Source organism: Streptomyces sp. NPDC091649 (genome assembly GCF_044756785.1).
In the GTDB taxonomy this organism is placed as follows: Bacteria; Actinomycetota; Actinomycetes; order Streptomycetales; family Streptomycetaceae; genus Streptomyces.
On sequence record NZ_JBIVTR010000004.1, the window covers coordinates 183,071 to 204,185 of the forward strand.

The following is a 21,115-nucleotide window of genomic DNA, read 5'->3' on the forward strand; positions in this document are numbered from 1 at the left end:
CCCGCTCTGCCTCCGCCTCCGCCTCCGCCATGGTCATCGTCTCCGCCTCCGTCGCCGTCTCCGTCCGCGTGGAGTCCGGCGGAGAGCTCCCGCCAGGGCGGCCGCGGGGGTACGGGATCGGCATCGGCACGGGCCACCAGGTCGGCCCATTCGGCTCGTCGCGCCTCTCTGCTACAGGGCCAGCAGGTGGTGACCCACGACTCGTGCGGCCGGAACATGTGCTCCTGGCCGGGTCCGTCGACCCGGCCGTGCCCGCGTGGGCCGTGACGGGGCCCGCCGAGGGCTGGTCGCCGCGCCCCGCGGTGCCGGCCGACGTCGAAGTGCTCGCGGAGTTGCGGGCCACCGTCATGCGCGCGGACCTGGAACGCCTCGGGCGCTACGACGAGCACCGGGTACGCCGGCGGCTGCGGGACTCGTTCTCCCCGCAGCACACCTCGGTCATCACGATCGACGGTGAACTCGCGGGATGCGTCACGGTCCGGCCCGCCGAAGACCCGCTGGGGGCCGAAGGCAGGCTGTGGCTGGAGCACTTCTACCTTGCCCCGCACTGCCAGGGCCGGGGTTGGGGATCGGCCGTGCTGCGCTCGGTCCTGGCGCGAACGGACGCGCAGGGCATGAGCGTGGCCCTGAACGTCCCACAGGGCAGCGCCGCCCGCCGCCTCTACGAGCGCCACGGATTCGTCGTGGAAGCCCAGGACCCCGTCGACGTCTTCATGACGCGCCTGCCGGAGCGACGCGGCGAGGCCGTCAGCGGTGGCCCAGCACATTGACCACCCGCCCGCTGGGATCGCGGACGAAAAACCGCCGCACACCCCACTCCTCGTCCCGCAAGGAATGCACGATCTCCGCACCGCTCTCCCGCATGACCGCGTAAGCCGCGTCCACGTCGTCCACCTCCACGCTCATGTCGGGGGTCACCGGCGCGGTCTTGTCACCGGTTATGACGCTGATCTGCGCTGCCGGGACGGACGGGGAGGCGAGCGTCGTGATCCAGCCGAGGTTCATGACCTCCTCGAAGCCCAGCAGGCCGTAGAACTCCCGGCTCTCCCGCGCAGCCTCCGCATGAATGTTGGGCACAACACGGCGAACCGCCATCGACGCCTCCAAGTGAGAACGAACGTGTCCCTGCATCCCCAGGACTACTACGCCGCGCCCACCGCCGCCCACACGGCGGGCCCGGTGACCCGGACGGCTGACCCGGACGCCGGTGCGGGCGACCCCTCAGCCGATCCCCCTCCCGCATGACCCTGGTCAGCGGACGCTCCGCGAGCGGGGCCGCAGTGGTCGGGCGTCAGTCACACGCGGCCTCTCGCCCCGAAGCACACCCCGCCCGCAGCCAGGCCATCTCGTGCAGCACCCCGCCGTCCACGAAAGGGTCCTGAGCCGTGGGCCGCGACCGCCAGTCCAGCGGCCAGGTCCCCCCGGACAGCGCCGGAACCCCCACGAACGCGTCCCCGCGCGCACTCCGGCTCATCGCCTCGACCCCGGGAGGCCACCGGCGCCCGGCGGCGGTCCCGGGCGCGAGCAGAAAGTACATGCTGCGTTCCCCGATACCGGAGCGGACGATGGGCCCGGCGTGGAAGTCGGTGAACTGCATGACCTCGTACGCGATTTCCTCGCCGAGCAGGCCGATGGCACGGACGGCGTCGAAGTGAATGCCGACGTGGCGGAGGGCGTGGCCGGACTGGTTCACACCCTTCGCGGACGAGGAGGAGAAGGCGTGGGCGCGGCACTCGTACGGGAACCAGGTCATGCCCGGTCTGCTCCAGACGGAGGCGTACGCACGGGCGGTCTTCACGAGCCGGTATCCGAACTACGACGACGAGGAGATCGAGGAGAAGGTCGCCGCGCGGCTCGCCCGGCAGAAGCTGCTGTCCCGCAGACCGCTGCCCGATATCAGCTTCGTCCTGGAGATGATCGTGCTGACCCGGCCGATCGGCGGCCGCCGGGTGATGAAGGCCCAGCTCCGCCACCTCGCCGAGGCGGCGCGGCTCCGGCATGTGCGGATCCAGCTGATGGACCCGTACCGCGAGGACCACGCGGCGCTGGACGGCCCCTTCGTCCTGCTGGAGACCGACAATCGCCGGCAGCTCGCCTATATCGAGGGGCAGGGCGGCAGCTTCTTCGTCACCGAACATCCGCAGCTGGGGAACCTGTTCGGCAAGTATGGCGTCACGCGGGCCCAGGCATACACTCCGGAGAGGACGCTGGAGACGATCGAGAAGATGGCAGAGGAACTATGAGCACCGACCTCCACTGGTTCAAGTCCAGCCACAGCGGCAGCGAGGGCGGCGACTGCGTAGAGGTGGCGCTCACCTGGTCCAAGTCCACGTACAGCGGCAGCGAGGGCGGCAACTGCGTAGAGGTGGCCGCCTGCCCCCACACCGTCCACATCCGCGACTCCAAGGACCTCACCGTCCCCGCGCTCGCCGTCTCCGCCGGCCCCTGGGCGTCCTTCGTGGAGTTCGCCTCCTCGTAGCGCCCAGCGCGGCGGCGACGACAAGGAGCAGGCGCATGGCCCGCATGAGCAGAGACGCGCACGGGGTGCTCGAACCCCGTCTCCGGCTGGGCGGCGTCATCGCGCGCGGCGCGGCGTACGGCGCGGGGGCGGCGGTCTGCGTCGTCGGTGCCGCGTTCGTCGTCCGGGAGCACGACGTACGGGCCGACCTGTTGGAAGCGACCGCCTATCTCGGACTGCTGACCGGCATGGTCTTCCTGCTGACCGGGCTGTTCCTCTGGGCGTGCAGTCTCGGTGACATCCTGCGCTGGCGTGACTTCTTCACGACGAGCGGCCCCCACGAAGTGGTCTCCGTCGTCGGACCGGCTCTGGTCCGCGCGGGCGTCTTCCTGCTGGTGCCCGTTCCGTTCGCCTTCGGCCTGGGCGAACTCGTCGCGTCGGCGGCATACGGTTCCTGGCTTTGGGGAGCCTGAGGCTCTCACCGACCCGTGGAGTGCGCCATCGGCCGACGATCCGCGCCGCGGAGGGCGGCGGTTCGTCCCCGACGGCTCCGCGTGGCCGATGCCCGAGTCACCGCTCCGAGCGGCGAACCTGGAATGCCAGTCCCTCCGGGCTGCTCAATCGCACAACACTTCGTCCGGTCTCTTCGGACCAGGCGACGGGCGCCCAGCCGCCCCCGCAAGAGTTCTTCCGCTGCCGCGTAGCGGGAGAGCCTCGGCGGGCAAGCAGTTCAGTCCTCCCGGTCCGACGTGGTGGTGGACAGCACCAGGGAAACCGGCTCGGTCTGCTGGTCGGAGGCGGTGACGCGGGTGGTCCGACGGGTGGAACGCAGCCCCATGCCGATGAGCGCGTCGGTGTCGTACAGCGCGCACAGGAGCGCCGCAGCGGCCGGGAGCGCCAGCGGGACGGCGGGGTCGTGCCCCAGCAGAGCCGCTGTGTCGGGGTTGTCCAGGGCGGCCTTCCGGGCGTGGGCGAGCACCTGACGCGGGTCGTCCACGATGAGTTCGTCGATCTGGATCCGCTGAGCGCGGACACGCAGGTCGAGCGGGCGTGCCGGGGCGGGCCTCGGGGCCGCGACGACGGATCGGAGTTTCGGACGGGCCAGGAGGGTCGGGTCGGTCGGGTGGTTCATGCGGTGGGCTCCAGAGAACAGGCGCCGGAACGACGGTGCGCGGAACGGCAGTGCACACGGAACGGCAGTGCACGAAACAGCTGGTGCTGGGGCTGGGACTGGGGCGAGGTCTGGTGCTGGGACGAGGTCTGGGGCTGGGGCTGGGGCTGGGCGGTAGGGCTTTGCGGTGCGGGCAGTGCTGGGGCGGCGGGGTGGCCGGGTGCCGGGGTCAGCGACAAGATCGGCCCGGTCTCCCCGAGTTGGCGTGCGATGGAGTCGGACATGCTTACCTTGAGAGTGCCGCGCGAACGTCGCAAGGTGCGCTGTGTGCACTGTGCGCGAACTGCGCGGAATGTCGGATGGATCGAGCCGGAGCGGGGACCGGAGCGGACCGAAACGGGACCGGAGCGGGGAGGGGGAAGCCGTGGCGCGCGAAAGGTCGGGCCGTACGGCGCGGCATCTGGTCCTGGTGGCCCGCCTGCGGCACCTTCGCGAGGGCGCCGGCCTGTCCGTACCGCAGGCCGCCACGCAGCTGGGATGGCACCCCTCGACGCTGCGGCGGCTGGAGCAGGCGCAGACCTCCCTCGATGTGGGCCAGGTGTCCGCCCTTCTCGCCGCCTACGGGGCGGGGGCGGCGGAGACCGACGACATCATGGGCCGCCTGAACGCGGCGAACATGCCCGGCTGGTGGCATCCGTGGCGGGACGCGATGGCCCCCTGGCTCATGGACCTGATGAGCGTGGAGTCCGCGGCGAGTGTCGTACGCACCTGGGACCCGGCGCTGGTGCCGCTGCTGCTGCGGACCCCGGCCTACGCGATGGCCCTGGACGAGATGAGGTGCCCCGGCCAGGACTCGGCCGCCCGGCGACGGCGGGCCGACTTGCTGGTGGAACGTCAGGACCGGCTGCGGGAACAGCAGACCCGGCTCTGGGCGGTGCTTCCCGTCACCGCGCTGCGCTGCCGGGTGGGTGGCGTGGAGGTGATGCGTGAGCAGCTCCGCACGCTCCAACACGTCGCTGAGCGCGGCGATGTGACGGTGCAACTGCATCCGGAGTACGCCCCGCCGCACCCGTTGACCGGTGTCCCGGCACTGACGCTGTACCGGGTCGAGATCCGGGAGATCGCGGACCACGTGGTGCGGGAGGGCGGGCTGCCCGGCACGGCGGAGGTGTGGGACAGCCCCCACCCCGTGCAGGCGTATCAGGGAATGCTGGACGTGTCGTGCGTGATGGCGATGCGGCCGGCCCGAACAGGAGAGGTGTTACAGGATGAGTACGACCGGAAATGGGCCTGAACTGCCCGCGCAGATCGATACGAGCGTCGCGCACTCCGCACGTGTCTGGAACTACTGGCTCGGCGGCAAGGACAATTTCCCGGCGGACCGGGCGGCGGGCGACGCCTACCGCGAGAAGTACCCGTTGATCGAGACGTTCGCGAAGGAATCCCGGGACTTCCTGCGCCGGACGGTCACGCATCTCGCCCGCGAGGCCGGAATCCGGCAGTTCCTGGACGTCGGCGCCGGGCTGCCGACCGCGAACAACACGCACGAGGTCGCCCAGCGCATAGCCCCGGAATCCCGGATCGTCTACGTCGACCACGACCCCCTGGTGCTCCTGCACGTCCACGCGCTGCTGACCAGCACCCCCGAGGGGGCGACCGCGTACGTCGAGGCGGACATGCGCGACACCGACACCGTGCTCGCCGGGGCGGCCGAGACCCTGGACCTGACCCGGCCCGTCGCCCTCGTGATCAGTGACGTGCTGGGGCACATCGTGGACTGGGACGACGCCCTGTCCCTGGTGCGGCGGCTGGTGGACCGGCTGCCCTCCGGCAGCTACCTCTCGCTCAGCCACTCCACCGCCTCCGACGACGCCCACCGCGCCGTCCAGGACGAGTACAACGCGAGCGGGGCGATCCCGTACATCTTCCGGGAGCCCGAGACCACGATCGCGTTCTTCGAGGGGCTGGAGATGGTGGAACCGGGCATGGTGTCCTGGCCGAACTGGCGGCCCGACGCGAACACCGGCACGACCACGGCCCGGGCCGGGTGGGGCGCGGTCGCCCGCATCCCCTGATCCCGGTTCGGGCGGGTCGGGCGGGCCGGACGGGTCGGGCGCGACCGCCCGCGGCCCCCGGTCCACGGGACGGGCGGGCTCGGTGGGCCGCGTCCCCCGGTCCCCGGGCCGGGTGGGTGCGACCGCCCGCGTCCTCTGATCCACGTCCGTCCGCCCGGTCCGCGTCCGCCCGGTCCGCGTCCGCCCGCCCACGCCTTCCGGTCCACGCTCCCCTGTCCATGTCCACACATCCACACCCACGTCCACACCAACACCCCCATCCATATCCGTTACCTGCCGCGCCGCGCACGGGACTTGGCCGTGCGCGGGGCGCACGGCCCGCAGAGGCTCGCACATGAGCAGCACAGGCACGACCGACCACGAGGCCGCCGGCCCGTGGCGTGCCCGGCACGGACGGGAGAGCGCGGACCGGCTGCTGCGGGCGGCGGCCCGCTCCGGTGCGCACCTGATCGCCGAGGCCGCGGCGCTGGTCCGGGGGTGGGCGGTACTGGCCGACCCGATCGCCGGGGCCGTCTACAGCACCCCCGCCGCCGCGGCCTCCGACGGCGTGCACGCGGCCGCCGCCCCGCGCGAACATCCGCACTGCGTCCAGCTCCCGGCGGCCGGAGCCGTCCTGGTCCTGGCTCCGGCGCCCGGCGTGTCGCCGGAACACGCCGACCAGGTCGGCTCGACCACTGCGGCCCTCCTGGAGGTGCGCGGGCAACGGGCGGCGGAACTGCGGGGCGAGCAGATGCGGCTGCACACCACCCTCATCCGGCTGCTCCTCGCCGGCCACACCACCACCGTCACCGAATCCCTGGGCGGGAGCAGGCTCACCCATGCCACGGTCTACCGGCTGAGCGGCGCGGACATCCCCACCGCCCACGAGGTCCTCTGGCGGGCTGTACGCCCCTCCCTCGCCCCGCACACCGACGCCTGCGCTCTGCTGGGGCGGCTGGACGGGGAGCTGGTCGTCGCCGAACTCCACCACGGCGGCGACGACGGACGGATTCTGCGTCTGGTCTCCCGGGTGAGCGAGCGGCACCACCTGCTCGCGGGCATGGCCGGTCCGCTGCCCCTGGCGGAGATGCCCACCGCGCACAGCGACGCCGCCGCCGCCCGGTACGGCGCCACGCCCGACCGCCGAATCGTCCCCGCCGACGCCGTGGGCGCCTCACGGCTCGCCCCCCTCCTGCCCACCGCTCCGTACACCCGGTGGGCGGGCTCCGTACTGCGTCCACTGCCCCCGGCTCACCACCACCTGCTCCTGGTGTGGCTCCGCACCGGCAGCAAGCCGCGCGCCGCCGCCGCGCTGGGCCTGTCCGCGGGCACGGTACGCGCCCGGATACGCGAGCTGTCCCGGCTGCTCGGCGCGGACCTGGAGGACGCCACCGTGCAAGCGCACCTGCTGCTGGCCCTCCGCGCCCCCGCCGCCGCCGACGCGTCCGCATCCAGCGGGGGCGACAGCGGCGGCGACAGCGGCGAAGCGCCCGGCGCGGGCCACCGGCTGGAGACACTGCCGCGCGGCCTCCTGGACACCGAGGCCGCCCGCGCCTGGGCCGGCGAGCTGGTCGGCGGCCTGGAGCCGCACCTGCGGATCGCTCTGGCCTGCTGGCTGCGCCACCACGCCAGGACCGCGCCCGCCGCGGCGGAACTGCACGTCCACCGCACCACCCTGGCCAACTGGCTCACCCGGTGCGCCGACCACCTCGCGCGGAACCTCGCCGACGCCACCGTGCGCGCCGAGGTCCACCTCGCGCTCCGGGCCACGCAGACCGGTCCGGACGACCCGGCGGCGCTCCCCCGGCGCGGCGGCCGTACCTACCGCCGCCTGTGAGGCGCGTCGGACGGGCGGCCGGCGTGAGGCGCGTCGGACGGGCGGCCGGCTCTCAGGACGGCGCCTGGCCCGTCTCGAAGCGACTGACCCGGCCGCCGGTGACCGAGAAGACCCAGCGGGTCCGCATCGTGCCCCAGGCGTCGTTCGTGTAGTCGACGACGAGCGATCGGCCGTCGTCGGAGGCGTCCACGACCTCCATACGGCCGTTGGCTTCCGGCGAGAAGATCTCCTTCTCCGTCCAGGCCGCCAGATCCCGTTCGCTGCCGTCGTCGGACATGGTGGCGTCCTCGGTGAGGACGTCGGCGAAGAAGGCGTCCTTGTCGCCCGCGTTCACCGTGGCGATGAACTTCTCCACCGCCGGGTCGTTGATCGATGGGGCCATCGTGTCCTCCTCGGCACGTCCGGGAACGGGCGTCCCGGAGATCCTCACCGAGTCTCTGTCGGCACGCCCGCCCCCGCACGCCGGACGTGCCGCCCCGCGTAACGCCGGGGCCGGGACCGAGGCCGGGACCGGGGACGGGGCCGGAGCTGGGGCCGGGGCCGGGGCCGGAGCTGGGGCCGGGGCCGAGACCGAGACCGAGACCGGGACCGAGACCGGGACCGGGACCGGGGACGGGACCGGGGACGGGGACGGAGCTGGGGCCGAGGCCGGGGCCAGACCTCCCGGACGCGTCGGTCGACCGCCGGCCGGCACGGAACCCCCCGGCGGGCCCGCCCCGCCCGCCGCCGTCCGCGCGAGCCGCCCACTTCATCCCGCCCGCTCTCGGCCCGCCCGCTCTCGGCCCGCCCCGTCCTCCGGCGGTCCTCCGGCCCGGCCGAGGAAGAGATCGCGGCCCGGGCACGTCGTGTGCGCGGGCCACAGCGCGTGGACCGGGACGTGGACGGGCGGGTCCAGGTCGACGACGTGGGCCGCGCCGCCGGCCGCCGGGCCCGGGGGCGCCGTGACGAAGGCGATGCGGCCGGTGGCGGTGACGGCGGTCACGGGCGGGGTGCCCTGGACCGGGTTGCGCCGCACGTCCGGTTCGACGCCCGCCTGGCGGCAGAGGCCGATCAGGAGGTCCGTGTACGCGGACGAGCCCGGCTCGCCCCACACCGTGAGCGGCTGGCCGCGCAGATCGGCCAGCGCCACCGCGGACCGGGCGGCGAGCGGGTGCCCGGCGGGGACGGCGACCCGCAGGCGGTGTTCCGCGACCCGGGCCCGGGTCAGGCCCGTACCGGCGGGCATGGCACGGCTCAGGCCCAGATCGCAGGCCCCCGTGAGGAGCTGCTCGCGCAGCTCGTCCGGGAAGAGCTGCCGGACGTGTGCCCGGATGCCCTGTTCCTCCGTACCGGCGCGGGTCAGCAGGTCCACGACCTCCTCGGCGGTGACGGCCGGGGTGTGGCCGACACGGAGGTGCCCCGCCTGGCCGCGCCCGATGCGGCGGGCGCGGTCCAGGGCGGCGAGCGCCTGGGCCCCGAGAGCGCGGGCGTCGTCGATGAGGGCCTGCCCGGCGGGGGTCGGGGTGACGTGCTGGTGGCCCCGGTCCAGGAGCTGGACGCCGACGTGCCTCTCCAGGGTGCGGACGGAGGTGCTCAGCGCCTGCTGGCTCAGGTGCAGCCGTTCGGCCGCACGGGTGAACCCGCCCTCCTCCGCGACGGCGACGAGATGCTCCAGCTTGCGCAGGTCCAGGCTCACGCGCTCTCCCCGACGCCCTCGGTTTCCGTACCCGCCGTTCAGCGGACCGTGTAGCCGCCGTTGGCGAAGATCGTCTGGCCGGTGATCCAGCCGCCCTCGGTGACGAGGAACTTCACCAGCGGCGCGATGTCCTCGATCTCCGTCAGCCGGCCACCCATGGCCTGCGACTTGTGGAACTCCACCCGCTCCGGCGTCTCCTGCGGGTAGAAGAACGGTGTGTCCATCGGCCCCGGGGCCACATTGTTCACGGCGATGCCGCGCGGGGCGAACTCCTTGGCCGCCGCCCGGGTGAAGTGCTCCAGCGGCGCCTTGGCCCCCGCGTAGGTGGCGTACCCGTCGGTGAAGGCGGCGAGCAGGGAGGTGACCAGGCTGACGACGCGACCGCCGTCGTTGAGGCGGGCGCCCGCCTCCTGGAGGAAGAAGAACGCCGCCTTGGAGTTGATCGCGAACATGCGGTCGTACTCCTCCTCGGTCGTCTCGCCGATCGGCTTCCGCAGCACCATGCCGGTGGTGTTGACGGCGACGTCCACCCCGCCGAAGGCGTCCAGCGCCTGGTCGAAGAGGCTCCGTACGCCCTCGACGCGGGTCAGGTCCTCGCGTACGACGACGGCCTGCGCTCCCGTGCCCCGTACGTCCTCCGCCGTCTTCTCGGCATCGGCGGCGGTGTTCTCGCCGTGGTAGTGGACGACGACGTTCGCCCCGGCCTCGCCGAGCGTGCGGCTGATCAGACCACCGAGGTTCTTCGCGCCGCCGGCGACCACCGCGGTCCTGTCGGCCAGCGGGCGCGACTGCTGCTGCTCACTCATGACGGGTCCCTCTCTCCTGGCCGCACTGCGATAGGCGGCACTCGTGCCGCATTTCGATATGCGGCGTTCGTCGTGATTTCCACTCTTCACGCTAGGAGCACGCCCCGCGCCCGGGGAAACACAAAGATCGGGTCGACCCACCAGGAAGTCGGGTCACCGCAGGTCAACGCAGGTCGCCGCAGCCCACGGGGCGTCGCACGGGTGACCGGAAAGGCCATTGACGTACGCGTACGGGTCACGAAGGATCACCGCGTGACGACCATCGAACAGCCCTCGCCCGCCTCCGGCCCCGCCCGCCCCATCGCGCTGATCACCGGTGTCGGCCGCAGCATCGGCATCGGCGCGGGCATCGCGCGCCGGCTGGCGGCCTCCGGCTGGGACATCGCCTTCACTTACTGGACGCCGTACGACCGCCGCATGGAGTGGGGCGCCGAGCCCGGAGCCGCCGCGTCCATCGCGAAGGAGCTGGCGGAGGCGGGCGCCCGTACGACGGCGATCGAGGCGGACCTGTCCGACCCCGACGCTCCGACGCGCGTCTTCGACGAGGCGGAGCAACACCTCGGCGGCCCGGCGACCGCGCTCGTCCTCTCGCACGCGGAGTCGGTGGACTCCGGACTGCTGGACACCACCGTGGAGGCGTTCGACCGGCACTTCGCGGTGAACTCCCGGGCCAGCTGGCTGCTGATCCGCGAGTACGGGCTGCGCTTCCGGGGCACGCCCGCCACCGCGACGGGCCGGATCGTCGCCCTCACCAGCGACCACACCGTGGGCAACCTCCCCTACGGTGCGAGCAAGGGGGCCCTGGACCGCATCACGCTGGCCGCCGCCCACGAACTGGCCCATCTGGGAGTGACGGCGAACGTCGTCAACCCCGGCCCGGTCGACACCGGATGGATGACCGACGACCTGCGCGAGGACCTGGTCCGGGGCACCCCGCTCGGCCGGCTCGGCACCCCCAGGGACACCGCCCACCTGGTGGACTTCCTGTGCTCCCCCGAGGGCCAGTGGGTCAATGGCCAGCTGCTGAAGAGCAACGGCGGCGCGGCCTCCTAAAGGCTTCCGGCCCCGCCGGCCGCCGGGGCGCGGACCGGCCCGCCGTGCCAGGGCGCCGGAGTCTGACGGAACGTCTAATCTGGCGTGGTCCATGGAGTGCACAGGGGGTCGCATGCACAACGAAGACCGGGCCGGCGCAGCGGGCGACGACGCCCCCGGGGGACCTGAGGACCGGAGGGCCGACGACGTCCCCCGGCACCCGGGCACCGGAGCACCGCAGGGGCCGCCGAGCCAGCCGCCGCCCGACTCTCCGCACCCGCACCCGTCCTCACCCTCGCCCTCGCCCTCGCCCTCGCCCAGCACCGTGATCGACGGCCGCTACGAGCTGCTGGAGCCGATCGGCAGCGGCGGCATGGGCGAGGTATGGAAGGCGCACGACCGGCGGCTGCGCCGGTTCGTCGCCGTGAAGGGGCTGCTCGACCGGAACGCCATGACCGCGGCCACGCAGGCGGCGGCGCTTCAGCGGGCGCGGCGCGAGGCCGAGGCCATCGCCAAGATCGAACACCAGAACGTGGTGACGGTCCACGACCAGGTCGAGACCGACAACCAGGTCTGGATCGTGATGAAGCTGCTCGAAGCCAGGTCCCTGGGCGACCTGTTGAGCAGCGAACGGGTACTGGCCGTGCCGAGGGCCGCGAACATCGGCCTCCAGATCGTCCAGGGCCTGCGGGCGGTCCACACCGCATCGGTCGTCCACCGCGACGTGAAGCCCGGCAACGTCCTCGTCCGGGACGACGGCCTCGCGATCCTGGTGGACTTCGGCATCGCCACCTTCGAGGGCGCGGACCGGGTGACCCGCTCCGGAAGCGTCATCGGCACCCCCTCCTACCTGGCGCCCGAACTCTTCGCCCCCGCCTCTCCGGGCCCCACACCCGCCTCCGACCTGTGGGCACTGGGGGTCACGCTGTACGAGATGGCCGAGGGGCATGTGCCCTTCGCCGGGCGCGAGGTCTGGGAGGTCCAGGAGAACATCCGGCAGACCCCCGAGCCCGCCCTCCGGTACGCCGGGCCCCTGGCCCCGGTCATCCAGGGGCTGTTGGCAGCGGACCCCCGGGAGCGCCTGGACGCGGCCACGGCGGAGGCCATGCTCCGCGAGGTACTGGCGGACCCCTCCGTACCGCACGCGGCCCTGGCCGCCTCGGCGACGCACCCGCCGACGGCCGTCTCCACGCCCAGATCCTCCACGCCCAGCCCCTCGACGCCCGGGCCCGGTTCCGCCGCCACTCCGCCCCCTGCGGCCACCCCCGTTCCTCCTCCTCCGGCGGCGGGCGGCCGGCCCGGCCGGAACCGGGGCCGGAAGGCAGCCGCGGCGGTGGTGTGCGCGGCGCTGCTGGCCGGGGCGGGATGGCTGGCCTCCCGGGGCGACGGCGAGGAGGGCGGAGCGGGCGGCCGGGCGGGATCGGTGCGGGGCCAGGGCGAGGGCGCGGCCGGCAGCGGCAGCCAGGAGCGGTGGAAGGACACCCACCCCACCCTCAGGATCGGCGTCAAGGACGACCAGCCCGGGCTGAGCATGTTCGACGCCAAGACGCGGACGTACAAGGGGTACGACATCGACCTCGCCTACGCGATCGCCGAGAGCATGGGCTACGGCAAGGGCGAGGTCGCCTTCACCACGGTCGCCACGGACTACCGGAGCACCGCGCTGAAGACCAAGCAGGTGGACCTGGTCATCGCGTCGTACAGCATCACCGACGACCGCAAGACCGCCTCGCCCGGCGGCTACAGCGTCGACTTCGCGGGTCCGTACTACGACGCCAGCCGGAGCTTCCTGGTCCGCGAGAAATCGAGCAAGTACACGATCAACGATTCCAGCGACCTGGTGGACCTGCGCGTCGAGGTGTGCACGGCGAGGGAGTCGACGTACGAGACGGAGCTGCCGAAGCGGGGCTTCACCATGGCGAAGTCGCAGCCCAACACCTACCAGGACTGCCTGGACAAACTGCTGGACCCGAAGTCCGACGTGTACGCGGTGGCCTCGGACGACATCATCCTCGCCGGATACGTGAAGGCCAACCCGGGCAAGGTGCGTCAACTGGAGCCCATCAACGGCGCGGAAGGCTACGGCGTGGCGATGCGGCCGAAGACCCGCATCCTGAAGGGCGAGGTGTGCTCGGCGCTCCGGACGATCCTGGCCGGCAGGATCTGGGAGGACATGTACACGGAGAACCTGTCCGGCCTGGTGGGGAAGAAGAACCCGCCCGGCCGGCCGGACCTGACGGAGTGCGAGGGGTTCTGACCGGGCCGGGTGGCACGGGCGGGACACCGGCCGCCCCGCCCCGGCTCACCGCTCGGGGAAGCGCTCCCCGCACCGGCTGCAGAAGACCGGCGAGGGGTCCTGCGACAGCCGCCCGCACTCCGGGCAGACCCGGTCCAGCATGCAGGGCCCCTCACCCCCCTGCGAGGCCCCGCCCGCCGGCTTGATCGCGAGGCCGGGGCGGCGGCGGTGGACGGTGAGGTAGGTGAGCCCGTCCGGACCCGCGGCCAGGGCGCGGCGCGAGGTGCGGGGCAGCCACAGGGTGGTGCTGGGCAACAGTTCCAGCACCTCTGCGCCTCCGGCCGTCCGGACGCTCCCCCGGCCCTCCAGCACGACCAGGAGCACGTCGAGCACGTCCTCCTGGTGCTCCCCGACCTCGGCGCCGGCCGGCAGACGCACCAGGTTCGCGTCCAACTCCCGCCCAGACTCGGCCAGATGCCACAGCGCGCCCCGCTCGCCGGCTTCGGCGGAGGCGAGGAGGTCGTTGAGGACGGCGAGGATGCGGGGAGCGGCGTTCACGGCGTCCAGGCTACGCGGCGGGACGGGACGGGGTGGCGCGCCGGGCAGGCCCAAAGCTGCCAGCCCCCGCGCCTCTACGACCGGCAAAGAGCACGCGGAAAAACCCACTCCCAGGCCCTCCTCCGACTCGCCCGCCAACGCACCAGCGCCCTGTTCGCCATGCTCCGCGACGGCACCTTCTACTAGTCCCGCATCCCTACCGCCCCCCTCACCGCGTGACCACCCCAAACACCCACGCACCAGGGACCACATCCTTGACGAAGGACGTAGAGACACCCCCGCCTGGGAACTGAACCGCGCCTGGCCCGACGCCGAGCTGACGATCATCGGCAACGCGGGCCACATGGGCGGCACGGAGACCCGACGGGCGGCGCTGAGGGCGCTGGACGGGTTGGCTGCAACGGAACGGTGAGGATCAGAGAATCTCCGGAAGCGCGGTAGCGACCCAGAAGAGCCCGACAATCATCGCGACAACTCCGACCAGCCGAAAGGTGTTCACTGTTGCTCCACCAGCGTTAACCAAGGCTGACGTATGGTCAAGCACCCGACTCGCCAGGCCCCAGAAGTTCCCTACCAGGCAAACACCGACCGAAAAAATCAACACCCCGACCACTATGGCCAACATACAGAACCAGTCCTTTCAATGTGGCCTTCACCAGCCGAACTCGCCGCTCTGCGTATAGTTTTTTCCGGCACTGAACTCGACCCCCTGTCCTGCACCGATACCCATTTCGACAGAGTAGACCTGTTCCCCGCGTGAATTCTTTGTACCGATGGCAGTTTCGTGATTGAACTCGCCGCCAACGCCTCGGTAGAACCCTCCGCCGATGTCTCTACCATATCCCCCGAACTGACTGATATCGTCCGCGTTGCTTCTGAGCATCGAAACACCGCCCCCGAGTCCCGCACCAAAACCGCCAGTCGATGCGGACCTGGTCCATCCGAATTGCGTGCTCCCGTTGGGGCGCCGGACCATGACAACACACCCAGAGACCCCGAATACTGCACCGCCGCCATAGCTCAAATATCCGCACGCCCCTCTCGAGTTGGTCATACCAAGGGCCGCGAGGCCGCCCTCAAACGCCGCGCTCAGGAGCTTCGGAGCCAAGGGGAACGTAGTTCCGCCAGCCATAGGAGCTGACCTGAAACCACGCACCATGGCCTCCCAGACGCTTTCCCTGTTGCGCCTTTCCTTGTCAGCCCTAGCCTTGGCTTCCCTGGCTTTGGCCGCTTTCACTGCCTGAGCCTTCAGGTCTGCAAACTCGCCCTTACTGTACTTGTGGACCTTGTAGGTGGCAGGACTTGCCCGGTAGGAGCGGTATCGACTCTGCGATTGGAAGTCTTTCTTGGGCGCCTGCTTCCAGACCCACTTACCGCTCTTCTTCGTATAGCCGGCCGTCATCCCCCGGTCACTCGCCCACCGCTCGTCGTTGTACGAGTTGCCGCCCACCGGGCCGTCCGGGCGCAGGCCCGTCGGGTCGGACTTGGTGAGCGGGCTGTTGTGGGCGTAGCTGTAGGCGTTCATCTGCGCCGGGTCCTGGAAGTCGATGACCGGGTCGACGGAGAGGAAGCGGCCCAGGACCGGGTCGTACTCGCGGGCGCCCAGGTGGGTGAGGCCCGTCGGATCGTTGGTTCCGCCGACGAAGCCGCGGGAACCGAAGACCGTCGACTGCTCGGAGCGCAGGCCGCCGAAGGGCAGCTGCTTCCTGCGGGTCAGGGCGAGCGTGCCGACCGCGATGGCCGTCATCGCCGTGCCCTGGTGGTCGTTGCTCAGGTAGGCGAGGGCGTTGCCGTTGCGCACCGCGACGGTTTCGCCGTTGTGGGTGTAGTAGCGGGTCGCGGTCTTCGTGCCGTTCGCCGCGAGGTTCAGCTGGTCACCGTTGCGGAGGGTGAGGGTGCTGGACCCGTCGCCGTTCTTCGCGATGATGCGGTTGCCGTCGGCGTCGTAGGTGTAGCTGGTTTCCTTGCCGCCCTCGGTGAGAGTGGCCAGGTGGCCTTCGGCGTCCCACGTCAGGGCCTGCACCGTGGAGCCGATGGTGCGCTTGGTGGTGTTGCCGGTCTTGTCGTACTCGAAGGTGCTCGTACGTCCGTCGTCCGGGCCGCCGGTGACGGATGCCTGCTGCACCGCGTGCGGGCGGTCGCTGCCGGGGGCCGGGGTCGTGTAGCTGGTGACGGTGTCCGCGGCGCCGGCCGAGGTGGCGTGCTCGGTCTGCTTCGTGCGGTTGCCGATCTTGTCGTAGCCGTAGCTGTGCCAGTACGCGTCCGGGCCGCCGACCGTGGAGGCCGAGGGTGCCGCGCAGTCGCTCGTCGCGGTCCACGCCTCGGTCAGCCGGCCCAGCGGGTCGTTGGTGAAGCACTGCCGGTCGGTGGACTTCTGCGCGTCCTGCCCGCTGACGCTGGTCACCCCGGTGACATTGCCCGCCGGGTCGTAGGCGTACGTGGTGTCGTCGACCCGCTGGGGGGCGACATCACGGTCCGTGGTCTGCCGGACGACCTGACCGGTGTGCTCGTCGTAGACCCTGGTCTGGTACGCCTTCTGGTTGAGGGTGCCGCCGAACTCCAGGCGGGTGGGCCGGGAGAACACGTCGTACGACGTGTTCGCGACGAGGGCGCCGCGCTGACCGCTGGTGCGGAACGGCTGGTCGTCGCTGTTGTAGTTCGTGGTCACCCGCTCGGCCGGGATGTCACCCACAGCCGGGTTGAGCGTCCACAGGAGCGCACCGGTTTCGGGGTCGTAGCCGTACGTCCAGGTGAAGGTGCCCGCGAGGCCGCCGGCCGCGGCGGGAATCGTGCTCGTCGTGGACGTCGGCTGGTAGCGGTCGTTGAAGGCGTCGGTCGCCGTGGTGTACTCCGCGGTGCCGACATAGCGTGTGCTGCTGGTCAAGCGGCCCTTGGCCAGCGTGTCGTAGGTCCACTCGGAGAGGGTCGTGCCGCCCTGCTTGACCGCGGTCCTGCGCCCCAGCACGTCGTATTCCGTGGTGAGGGCGACGCCGCGCTCGTCGGTCGTGGTGACCGCCTGGCCGAGAGCGTTGTACGTCGTCTCCGTGACCCCCTTGTCCGGGTCGTCGCTCTTCGTCTTCTGGCCCCGGCTGTCGAAGGTGTAGGTCCAGCTGTTTCCGTCAGGGTCGGTGACTGTGGTCGGCTCGTCGTACTTGCCGTACGTGTACGTGGTCTTCTGGGACGCGGTGCGCGCGGTGTTCGTGTACTGGAGGAGTTCGGTCGTGCGCCCGCGCGCGTCCGTCACCGTCGTGCTCGCCGTGCCGCCCTTGGGCGGGATGACGGTGGTGCGGTCGCCCTCGTAGACCGTCTTGCTGCGCCACTGTTCGTCGCCGAACTTCACCGACAGCGCGTCCGTGACCCGGCCGAGCCCGTCGAAGTGGTTCTGCACTGCCGTCGGCACGGTGTTCACCGCGGCGGAGGCCAGCGTCGCCGACGGCGCGCCCTTGGCGTAGTAGGGGGCGTACGTCTGCCAGGCCCAGCCACGGGTGTCGTAGTGGGTCTCGGTCATGATCCGGTCCTGGGTCCCGGTGGCCGGGGACTGCGTCTGGCGCTCGCGCAGAAGACCGTCGTAGAGCGCGTACGTGGTGTTGTAGTCGCCGTTCTGCTTCAGCGTCTTCGTGACGACGGCGTTCGCCGCGGTCCTGGAGATGGTGTAGCCGTACTCCGCCGAGGGCTTGTCCGCGTGATCCGCCTTGGACCAGCCCGGCTCCCACACCTTCAGCACACGGCCGAGACCGTCGTGCACGGCGTCGGTGCGCTTGCCGTTCGCGTCCACCGCGGCGGTGACCACGCCGTGGACCGGGTTGTGGGTGGTGGTCGCGACATGGCCGCGGGCGTTGGTCACGGTGACCGTCGTCGCCGCCTTGAGGGTCGCCGGGGTGTAGTCGGTCCGCGTGGTGGCCTGGAGCGCGTCCGTCGAGGTCTTCTCGCGGCCGTGCTGGTCGTAGGTGTGAGTGGCCGTGGTGAGGTAGCCGGTGCCCTTGGCGTCCTGCTCGTCCAGCCGGGTCACGTCACCTCTGACCGGTGCGGTGGCCAGGCTCGTCGCACCGTCGTAGTAGTGCCGCGCGGCCGAGACGAGGTCCGCCGGGAGCGACGGCGTGGTGCCGCAGGGCTTGGCCACCGTCCTGGTCTCGGAGACCGTGGTGAGGATGTTGCGCGACGTGTTGCGGGCGTACGTGGTGGTGGTGCACTCCTCGTCGCCCGTCTTCGCCGTGTCCCCGAGCGAGGACTCGGTCAGGGTCTGGCCGAGAGCGTCGAAGGTCCGCTCGGTGCGGGTGGTGCGCCAGCCCGCGCCCACGGCGGTGCGGGTCTGCTCGCTCTTGCCGGCCGTGGCGTACGCGTAGCGGGTCGGCAGTCCTTCGGCGCGGGTTTCCGTGGCCGTCGCCGCGGACCGCCACGGCTCGTGGCTGGTGGTGGTTTCGAGCTTGCCGCCGTCCCAGTTGTACGTGGCGACTTCGCGGGTCATGCCGGCGAAGGCTTCCCGGTCGGTGACGGCGACGCCTTCGTGGTCCTTGACCGCGGCCCCGTCGATGCCCCGGAAGTAGCGGTACTCCTTGAGAGTGCGCTTGTCGGGTGCGACGCCGCTGCGCACCTGTACGCGGCCGTATCCCTTGCGGTCGCCGTAGGTGAGGTGCTTGGCATCGGTGAACTCGTCGTCCTTGGACTTGGTCCAGCCCATGCCGTCGAGGTACGTGTAGTCGGTCTGCTTGGCGGGGGCCCCGCCGGTCTTGTCGGTCTCCAGGACCTGGGTGACGACGTACGTGTGGAACCAGTCGAGGTAGGGCTCGTAGTCGGCGGCCGGAGCGTCCGGCGGCGACCACTTCACCGGGTAGCAACGCCGGGTGTTCGAGGACGGGGTGGGGACACTGCCCGCCTTGCAGTCGGCCCCGGAGTAGGTGATGCCGATCGTTCCGCCGGTCTCGGTGTTGATGCCGTGGACGCGGTAGCGCCACAGCGGCGGCACCGGGTCCGGGTCACCGCCCGTGGTGGCGCCCTCCACCCGGTTCGGCATGGTCTTGCCCATGAAGGTCACGGCGGGGAGCGTGACCGAGCCGGTCCCGCCGTGCCCGGTGCGCGTGATCGAGGCCAGCCACAGTGCGGGGGAGCTGCCGTCACCCGTCGAGGGGAACTGGTGGGTGAAGGCCCAGGTGTCGACCGGCTTGAAGGCGGTGCCGACGAGGACCGACGTGTCGATCTTCGTCAGACGCGTCCGGTTCCAGAAGGAGGGCGAGTAGCGGTCCTTGCACTCCGTGCCCGAGGCGCAGTAGCGGTCGAAGGGGACGTCGGGCCAGTTCTTCGCGTGTGCCTTGTCGAAGGTGCCGCAGTCGCTCAGGCAGCGCTCGCTGTTCGTGAAGTCGATCTTGGCAGCGGGCTGGGCGTAGAAGTTGCCGGACCGCAGGCCGTACTCGATGCGCTTCAGCGCTCCGCCACGGGTGTACGGGGTCGCGGTGGACGCACCCGTGCTGGAGTTGACGTTACGGCCGTAGTAGTTGGTCTCCTTGTCCCAGTAGTACGTCATGGCGTCGCCGTGCGGGTCGATGACGGCGTCCAGGTTCCAGCGCCACGCCTGCTGGCACCAGGCGTCCTTGAACGCCGCCGCGTAGCAGGGCTCGCCCGGCTGGTTGCCGTAGACGGGCACCGTCCAGGCGGAGTTGGTCTCGTCCTTGCCCGCGGCCCAGCCGCTCGGGCGGTTGTAGCCGAAGTAGTAGCGCGTGCCGTCGGGGGTCGTCACCCGCCAGTACTCGCCGTTGTCGTCACCGTTGGCCCGTGCGGTGCTGGCCAGCTTCTCGACCTTGGTGCCGTCGTCGTTCTCCAGGTGCCACTTGCCGCTGGAGGAGTCCTTGATCAGGGTGTTGGACTGGCCGCCCAGGTTGATGACGGCGTTGTCCTTCTTCCAGCAGAGGTCGCCGACCTTGGCCGTGGTGGTGCTGTTCTTGGTGTCCGCGGTGCAGGAGATGTACTGGCGCTCGATGTAGCCCGGCTCCATGGACCAGCCGTCGCCGACACCGTTGGCCTGGTTGTTCGTCGAGGCGGTACGGCCGTCGACCGACTGCGAGGAGTAGCCCAGCTTCAGGTCCGGTACCGCGCTGCCCGCGACGGCCGGTGCGGTGATCGGGTACGACCAGGAGAACGCGCCGTTCGAGCCGCCCGCGGACCATGACGCGGAGGGGGAGAGGGAAGTGGCCCCGAAGTCGCCCGACGGGCCACCCGCGGCGGCGGTCGCGGCGAGCAGCACGGTGCCGCTGGAGACGACGGCACGGGCGCCGGACTTCGGCTCGACGGGGTCGGCGCCCGCGGTGCGGGAGGCGGTTTCCGCGGTGGCCGCGGGCAGGCGTACGGCGGCCTCGATCGAGCCCGCCTTCACGTCGTTGCTCGTAGGAAGGGCCGTGCCGGCGGCACAGCCCTTCTTGCCCGGGCTGGTCAGCGCACAGGCGGGAAGCGTCTTCAGCGTGAGCCGGGAGGCCCAGTCGCCGCCATAGGCGTCCCGGAAGCCCGAGTAGTCGACCGTGACGTCCACGTCGCCCTCGGCGCCCGCGGTGGGACGGAGGGCGAACACGACGCCCTCGACGTCCAGGGCGCCGGTGGTGGCGCGGTCGAGGACCTGGACCTGGACCTTCTTCGGGCCCGCCTTCGGAGCCCTGTCGGGCGAGGACGTCCGGGCGGAGGACTTCTTCGCCGGCTTCGCCGCCCCGGAGTCGGCCAGGCCCACGCTGACGGGCAGGGAGCCGGCCTTCACCGGGCTTCCGTCGTCACGGAGCGCGGGGGCCGCGGTGCCCGCGTCGGGCCAGGCGACCTTCGGCTTCTTCCACGGGTGCCGGGCGGTCTGGTCGGACTTGCCGGAGCCCTTCTTCTTCACCTCACCGGTGGGCACCGGGTCCGGCTTCGCCAACCCCAGCAGGTCGAGCTCGGCGGCTGCCGCCACCGGTCCGCCCAGCAGTCCCGCGAACAGGAACGCGGTGAGGACGGCGGCTATCAGTCGCGCGCGTCTCCCCGTCCGTCCCGTACTGACGCCCCCACCCGAAAACATGCGCAGAACTCCCCACCCGGTTGTCGCAAAGATCATGACTGAGGACGGAAGTTAGCAGGGCCTCCACAGGTTGAGCACAGTCCGGCCATAACGATTCAGCCCCGTCCGACCGTTCAGTGAAGAGAAGCGTGTGTGTTTCATTGGCAGATGAACCAAAAAAAGAAGAATCGCAGACGGCGAACGAGCCATTCGATGCGGCATCACCACGACGTCACTTTCATCACGCTTCCCTCACGTTCTAGGGTGCGACTCGAACTCACCTGGAGAGGAACCTCTTTAATGGAACGTTTGCGACACAAGGCCAGATGGAGAACCAAACGG

At 71.3% G+C, this 21,115-nt stretch carries 18 protein-coding genes and 1 pseudogene; 11 read left to right on the forward strand and 8 right to left on the reverse strand.

All coding sequences use genetic code 11. The features are described from left to right. Window positions 1-203: 203 nt before the first annotated feature. Window positions 204-770, forward strand: coding sequence for a GNAT family N-acetyltransferase (locus ACIQMU_RS10545; RefSeq protein WP_402688655.1), 567 nt, complete (start codon window positions 204-206; stop codon window positions 768-770). Here ACIQMU_RS10545 and ACIQMU_RS10550 read toward each other — a convergent pair. Further along, entirely contained in the window at window positions 748-1,095 is a 348-nt protein-coding gene (locus tag ACIQMU_RS10550) for a VOC family protein (RefSeq protein WP_402688656.1), read from the reverse strand. The genes ACIQMU_RS10545 and ACIQMU_RS10550 overlap by 23 nt on opposite strands. A 24-nt stretch (window positions 1,096-1,119) precedes the next feature. Between ACIQMU_RS10550 and ACIQMU_RS10555 the strand changes: the two genes are divergently transcribed. After that, window positions 1,120-1,245: a hypothetical protein gene (locus ACIQMU_RS10555; RefSeq protein ID WP_402688657.1), complete on the forward strand. Its 126-nt coding sequence runs from the start codon at window positions 1,120-1,122 to the stop codon at window positions 1,243-1,245. A 46-nt stretch (window positions 1,246-1,291) separates the two neighbouring features. Here the strand turns inward: ACIQMU_RS10555 and ACIQMU_RS10560 are convergent, their stop codons facing one another. Further along, window positions 1,292-1,753, reverse strand: coding sequence for a hypothetical protein (locus tag ACIQMU_RS10560; protein ID WP_402688658.1), 462 nt, complete (start codon window positions 1,751-1,753; stop codon window positions 1,292-1,294). Here ACIQMU_RS10560 and ACIQMU_RS10565 point away from each other — a divergent pair. Genes ACIQMU_RS10565 through ACIQMU_RS10575 form a run of 3 tightly spaced genes read left to right on the forward strand, consistent with a single transcriptional unit; the run spans window position 1,752 to window position 2,931 of the window. Next, window positions 1,752-2,243 carry a DUF5753 domain-containing protein gene (locus ACIQMU_RS10565; RefSeq protein WP_402688659.1) on the forward strand — a complete coding sequence of 164 codons (492 nt, stop codon included), beginning with the start codon at window positions 1,752-1,754 and terminating at the stop codon, window positions 2,241-2,243. The two genes, ACIQMU_RS10560 and ACIQMU_RS10565, sit on opposite strands and share 2 nt — an antisense overlap. Next, on the forward strand, window positions 2,240-2,479 hold the full coding sequence (locus tag ACIQMU_RS10570; protein ID WP_352239450.1) for a DUF397 domain-containing protein: 240 nt from the start codon (window positions 2,240-2,242) through the stop codon (window positions 2,477-2,479). Before ACIQMU_RS10565 ends, ACIQMU_RS10570 begins: the two co-directional genes overlap by 4 nt. Window positions 2,480-2,514: 35 nt before the next feature. Continuing rightward, window positions 2,515-2,931, forward strand: coding sequence for a DUF6336 family protein (locus ACIQMU_RS10575; protein ID WP_352239451.1), 417 nt, complete (start codon window positions 2,515-2,517; stop codon window positions 2,929-2,931). A gap of 257 nt (window positions 2,932-3,188) precedes the next feature. Here ACIQMU_RS10575 and ACIQMU_RS10580 read toward each other — a convergent pair whose 3' ends face one another. Then, complete coding sequence (locus tag ACIQMU_RS10580; protein WP_352239453.1) at window positions 3,189-3,590, reverse strand: hypothetical protein; 402 nt, start codon at window positions 3,588-3,590, stop codon at window positions 3,189-3,191. A 403-nt stretch (window positions 3,591-3,993) separates the two neighbouring features. Here ACIQMU_RS10580 and ACIQMU_RS10585 point away from each other — a divergent pair, with 403 nt between their 5' ends. The 3 genes from ACIQMU_RS10585 (at window position 3,994) to ACIQMU_RS10595 (ending at window position 7,460) form a co-directional block, all read left to right on the forward strand. Beyond that, window positions 3,994-4,863, forward strand: coding sequence for a helix-turn-helix domain-containing protein (locus ACIQMU_RS10585; protein WP_402688660.1), 870 nt, complete (start codon window positions 3,994-3,996; stop codon window positions 4,861-4,863). Then, on the forward strand, window positions 4,838-5,644 hold the full coding sequence (locus ACIQMU_RS10590; protein ID WP_352239455.1) for an SAM-dependent methyltransferase: 807 nt from the start codon (window positions 4,838-4,840) through the stop codon (window positions 5,642-5,644). Before ACIQMU_RS10585 ends, ACIQMU_RS10590 begins: the two co-directional genes overlap by 26 nt. Window positions 5,645-5,978: 334 nt before the next feature. Next, entirely contained in the window at window positions 5,979-7,460 is a 1,482-nt protein-coding gene (locus ACIQMU_RS10595) for a helix-turn-helix domain-containing protein (RefSeq protein WP_402688661.1), read from the forward strand. A gap of 52 nt (window positions 7,461-7,512) precedes the next feature. On the opposite strand, the gene ACIQMU_RS10600 is transcribed toward ACIQMU_RS10595, so the two are convergent. From ACIQMU_RS10600 to ACIQMU_RS10610, 3 genes are all read right to left on the reverse strand, one after another. Continuing rightward, window positions 7,513-7,842 (reverse strand): nuclear transport factor 2 family protein, encoded by a 330-nt coding sequence (locus ACIQMU_RS10600; protein ID WP_352239457.1) that lies wholly within the window; start codon window positions 7,840-7,842, stop codon window positions 7,513-7,515. A gap of 366 nt (window positions 7,843-8,208) precedes the next feature. Then, window positions 8,209-9,135 carry a LysR substrate-binding domain-containing protein gene (locus ACIQMU_RS10605; protein ID WP_402688662.1) on the reverse strand — a complete coding sequence of 309 codons (927 nt, stop codon included), beginning with the start codon at window positions 9,133-9,135 and terminating at the stop codon, window positions 8,209-8,211. 38 nt (window positions 9,136-9,173) lie between these two features. Continuing rightward, window positions 9,174-9,941 (reverse strand): SDR family oxidoreductase, encoded by a 768-nt coding sequence (locus tag ACIQMU_RS10610; RefSeq protein ID WP_352239459.1) that lies wholly within the window; start codon window positions 9,939-9,941, stop codon window positions 9,174-9,176. Window positions 9,942-10,193: 252 nt separating this feature from the next. On the opposite strand from ACIQMU_RS10610, the gene ACIQMU_RS10615 reads away from it, so the two are divergent. Both ACIQMU_RS10615 and ACIQMU_RS10620 read left to right on the forward strand, forming a co-directional pair. Then, entirely contained in the window at window positions 10,194-10,994 is an 801-nt protein-coding gene (locus ACIQMU_RS10615) for an SDR family oxidoreductase (RefSeq protein ID WP_402688663.1), read from the forward strand. A 112-nt stretch (window positions 10,995-11,106) separates the two neighbouring features. Then, window positions 11,107-13,230: a serine/threonine-protein kinase gene (locus tag ACIQMU_RS10620; RefSeq protein ID WP_402688664.1), complete on the forward strand. Its 2,124-nt coding sequence runs from the start codon at window positions 11,107-11,109 to the stop codon at window positions 13,228-13,230. A gap of 45 nt (window positions 13,231-13,275) precedes the next feature. Here the strand turns inward: ACIQMU_RS10620 and ACIQMU_RS10625 are convergent, their stop codons facing one another. After that, a complete protein-coding gene (locus ACIQMU_RS10625) occupies window positions 13,276-13,767 on the reverse strand; it encodes a hypothetical protein (RefSeq protein ID WP_402688665.1) in 492 nt (163 codons plus the stop codon). Window positions 13,768-14,047: 280 nt separating this feature from the next. On the opposite strand from ACIQMU_RS10625, the pseudogene ACIQMU_RS10630 reads away from it, so the two are divergent. After that, window positions 14,048-14,179, forward strand: a pseudogene (locus ACIQMU_RS10630) (prolyl aminopeptidase); the annotation flags it as partial. Between the two features lie 240 nt (window positions 14,180-14,419). Here the strand turns inward: ACIQMU_RS10630 and ACIQMU_RS10635 are convergent. After that, the gene (locus tag ACIQMU_RS10635; RefSeq protein WP_402688666.1) at window positions 14,420-20,794 is read right to left on the reverse strand and encodes an RHS repeat-associated core domain-containing protein; all 6,375 of its coding nucleotides are present in this window, start codon (window positions 20,792-20,794) and stop codon (window positions 14,420-14,422) included. Window positions 20,795-21,115 lie beyond the last annotated feature (321 nt).

What these genes read in the sequence shown, in the direction of transcription:
- ACIQMU_RS10550 (WP_402688656.1), bottom strand. Translation starts at nt 1,095, where the DNA reads ATGGCGGTTCGCCGTGTTGTGCCCAACATTCATGCGGAGGCTGCGCGG.
- ACIQMU_RS10565 (WP_402688659.1), top strand. Translation starts at nt 1,752, where the DNA reads ATGCCCGGTCTGCTCCAGACGGAGGCGTACGCACGGGCGGTCTTCACG.
- ACIQMU_RS10560 (WP_402688658.1), bottom strand. Translation starts at nt 1,753, where the DNA reads ATGACCTGGTTCCCGTACGAGTGCCGCGCCCACGCCTTCTCCTCCTCG.
- ACIQMU_RS10570 (WP_352239450.1), top strand. Translation starts at nt 2,240, where the DNA reads ATGAGCACCGACCTCCACTGGTTCAAGTCCAGCCACAGCGGCAGCGAG.
- ACIQMU_RS10575 (WP_352239451.1), top strand. Translation starts at nt 2,515, where the DNA reads ATGGCCCGCATGAGCAGAGACGCGCACGGGGTGCTCGAACCCCGTCTC.
- ACIQMU_RS10580 (WP_352239453.1), bottom strand. Translation starts at nt 3,590, where the DNA reads ATGAACCACCCGACCGACCCGACCCTCCTGGCCCGTCCGAAACTCCGA.
- ACIQMU_RS10590 (WP_352239455.1), top strand. Translation starts at nt 4,838, where the DNA reads ATGAGTACGACCGGAAATGGGCCTGAACTGCCCGCGCAGATCGATACG.
- ACIQMU_RS10595 (WP_402688661.1), top strand. Translation starts at nt 5,979, where the DNA reads ATGAGCAGCACAGGCACGACCGACCACGAGGCCGCCGGCCCGTGGCGT.
- ACIQMU_RS10600 (WP_352239457.1), bottom strand. Translation starts at nt 7,842, where the DNA reads ATGGCCCCATCGATCAACGACCCGGCGGTGGAGAAGTTCATCGCCACG.
- ACIQMU_RS10610 (WP_352239459.1), bottom strand. Translation starts at nt 9,941, where the DNA reads ATGAGTGAGCAGCAGCAGTCGCGCCCGCTGGCCGACAGGACCGCGGTG.
- ACIQMU_RS10620 (WP_402688664.1), top strand. Translation starts at nt 11,107, where the DNA reads ATGCACAACGAAGACCGGGCCGGCGCAGCGGGCGACGACGCCCCCGGG.
- ACIQMU_RS10635 (WP_402688666.1), bottom strand. Translation starts at nt 20,794, where the DNA reads ATGTTTTCGGGTGGGGGCGTCAGTACGGGACGGACGGGGAGACGCGCG.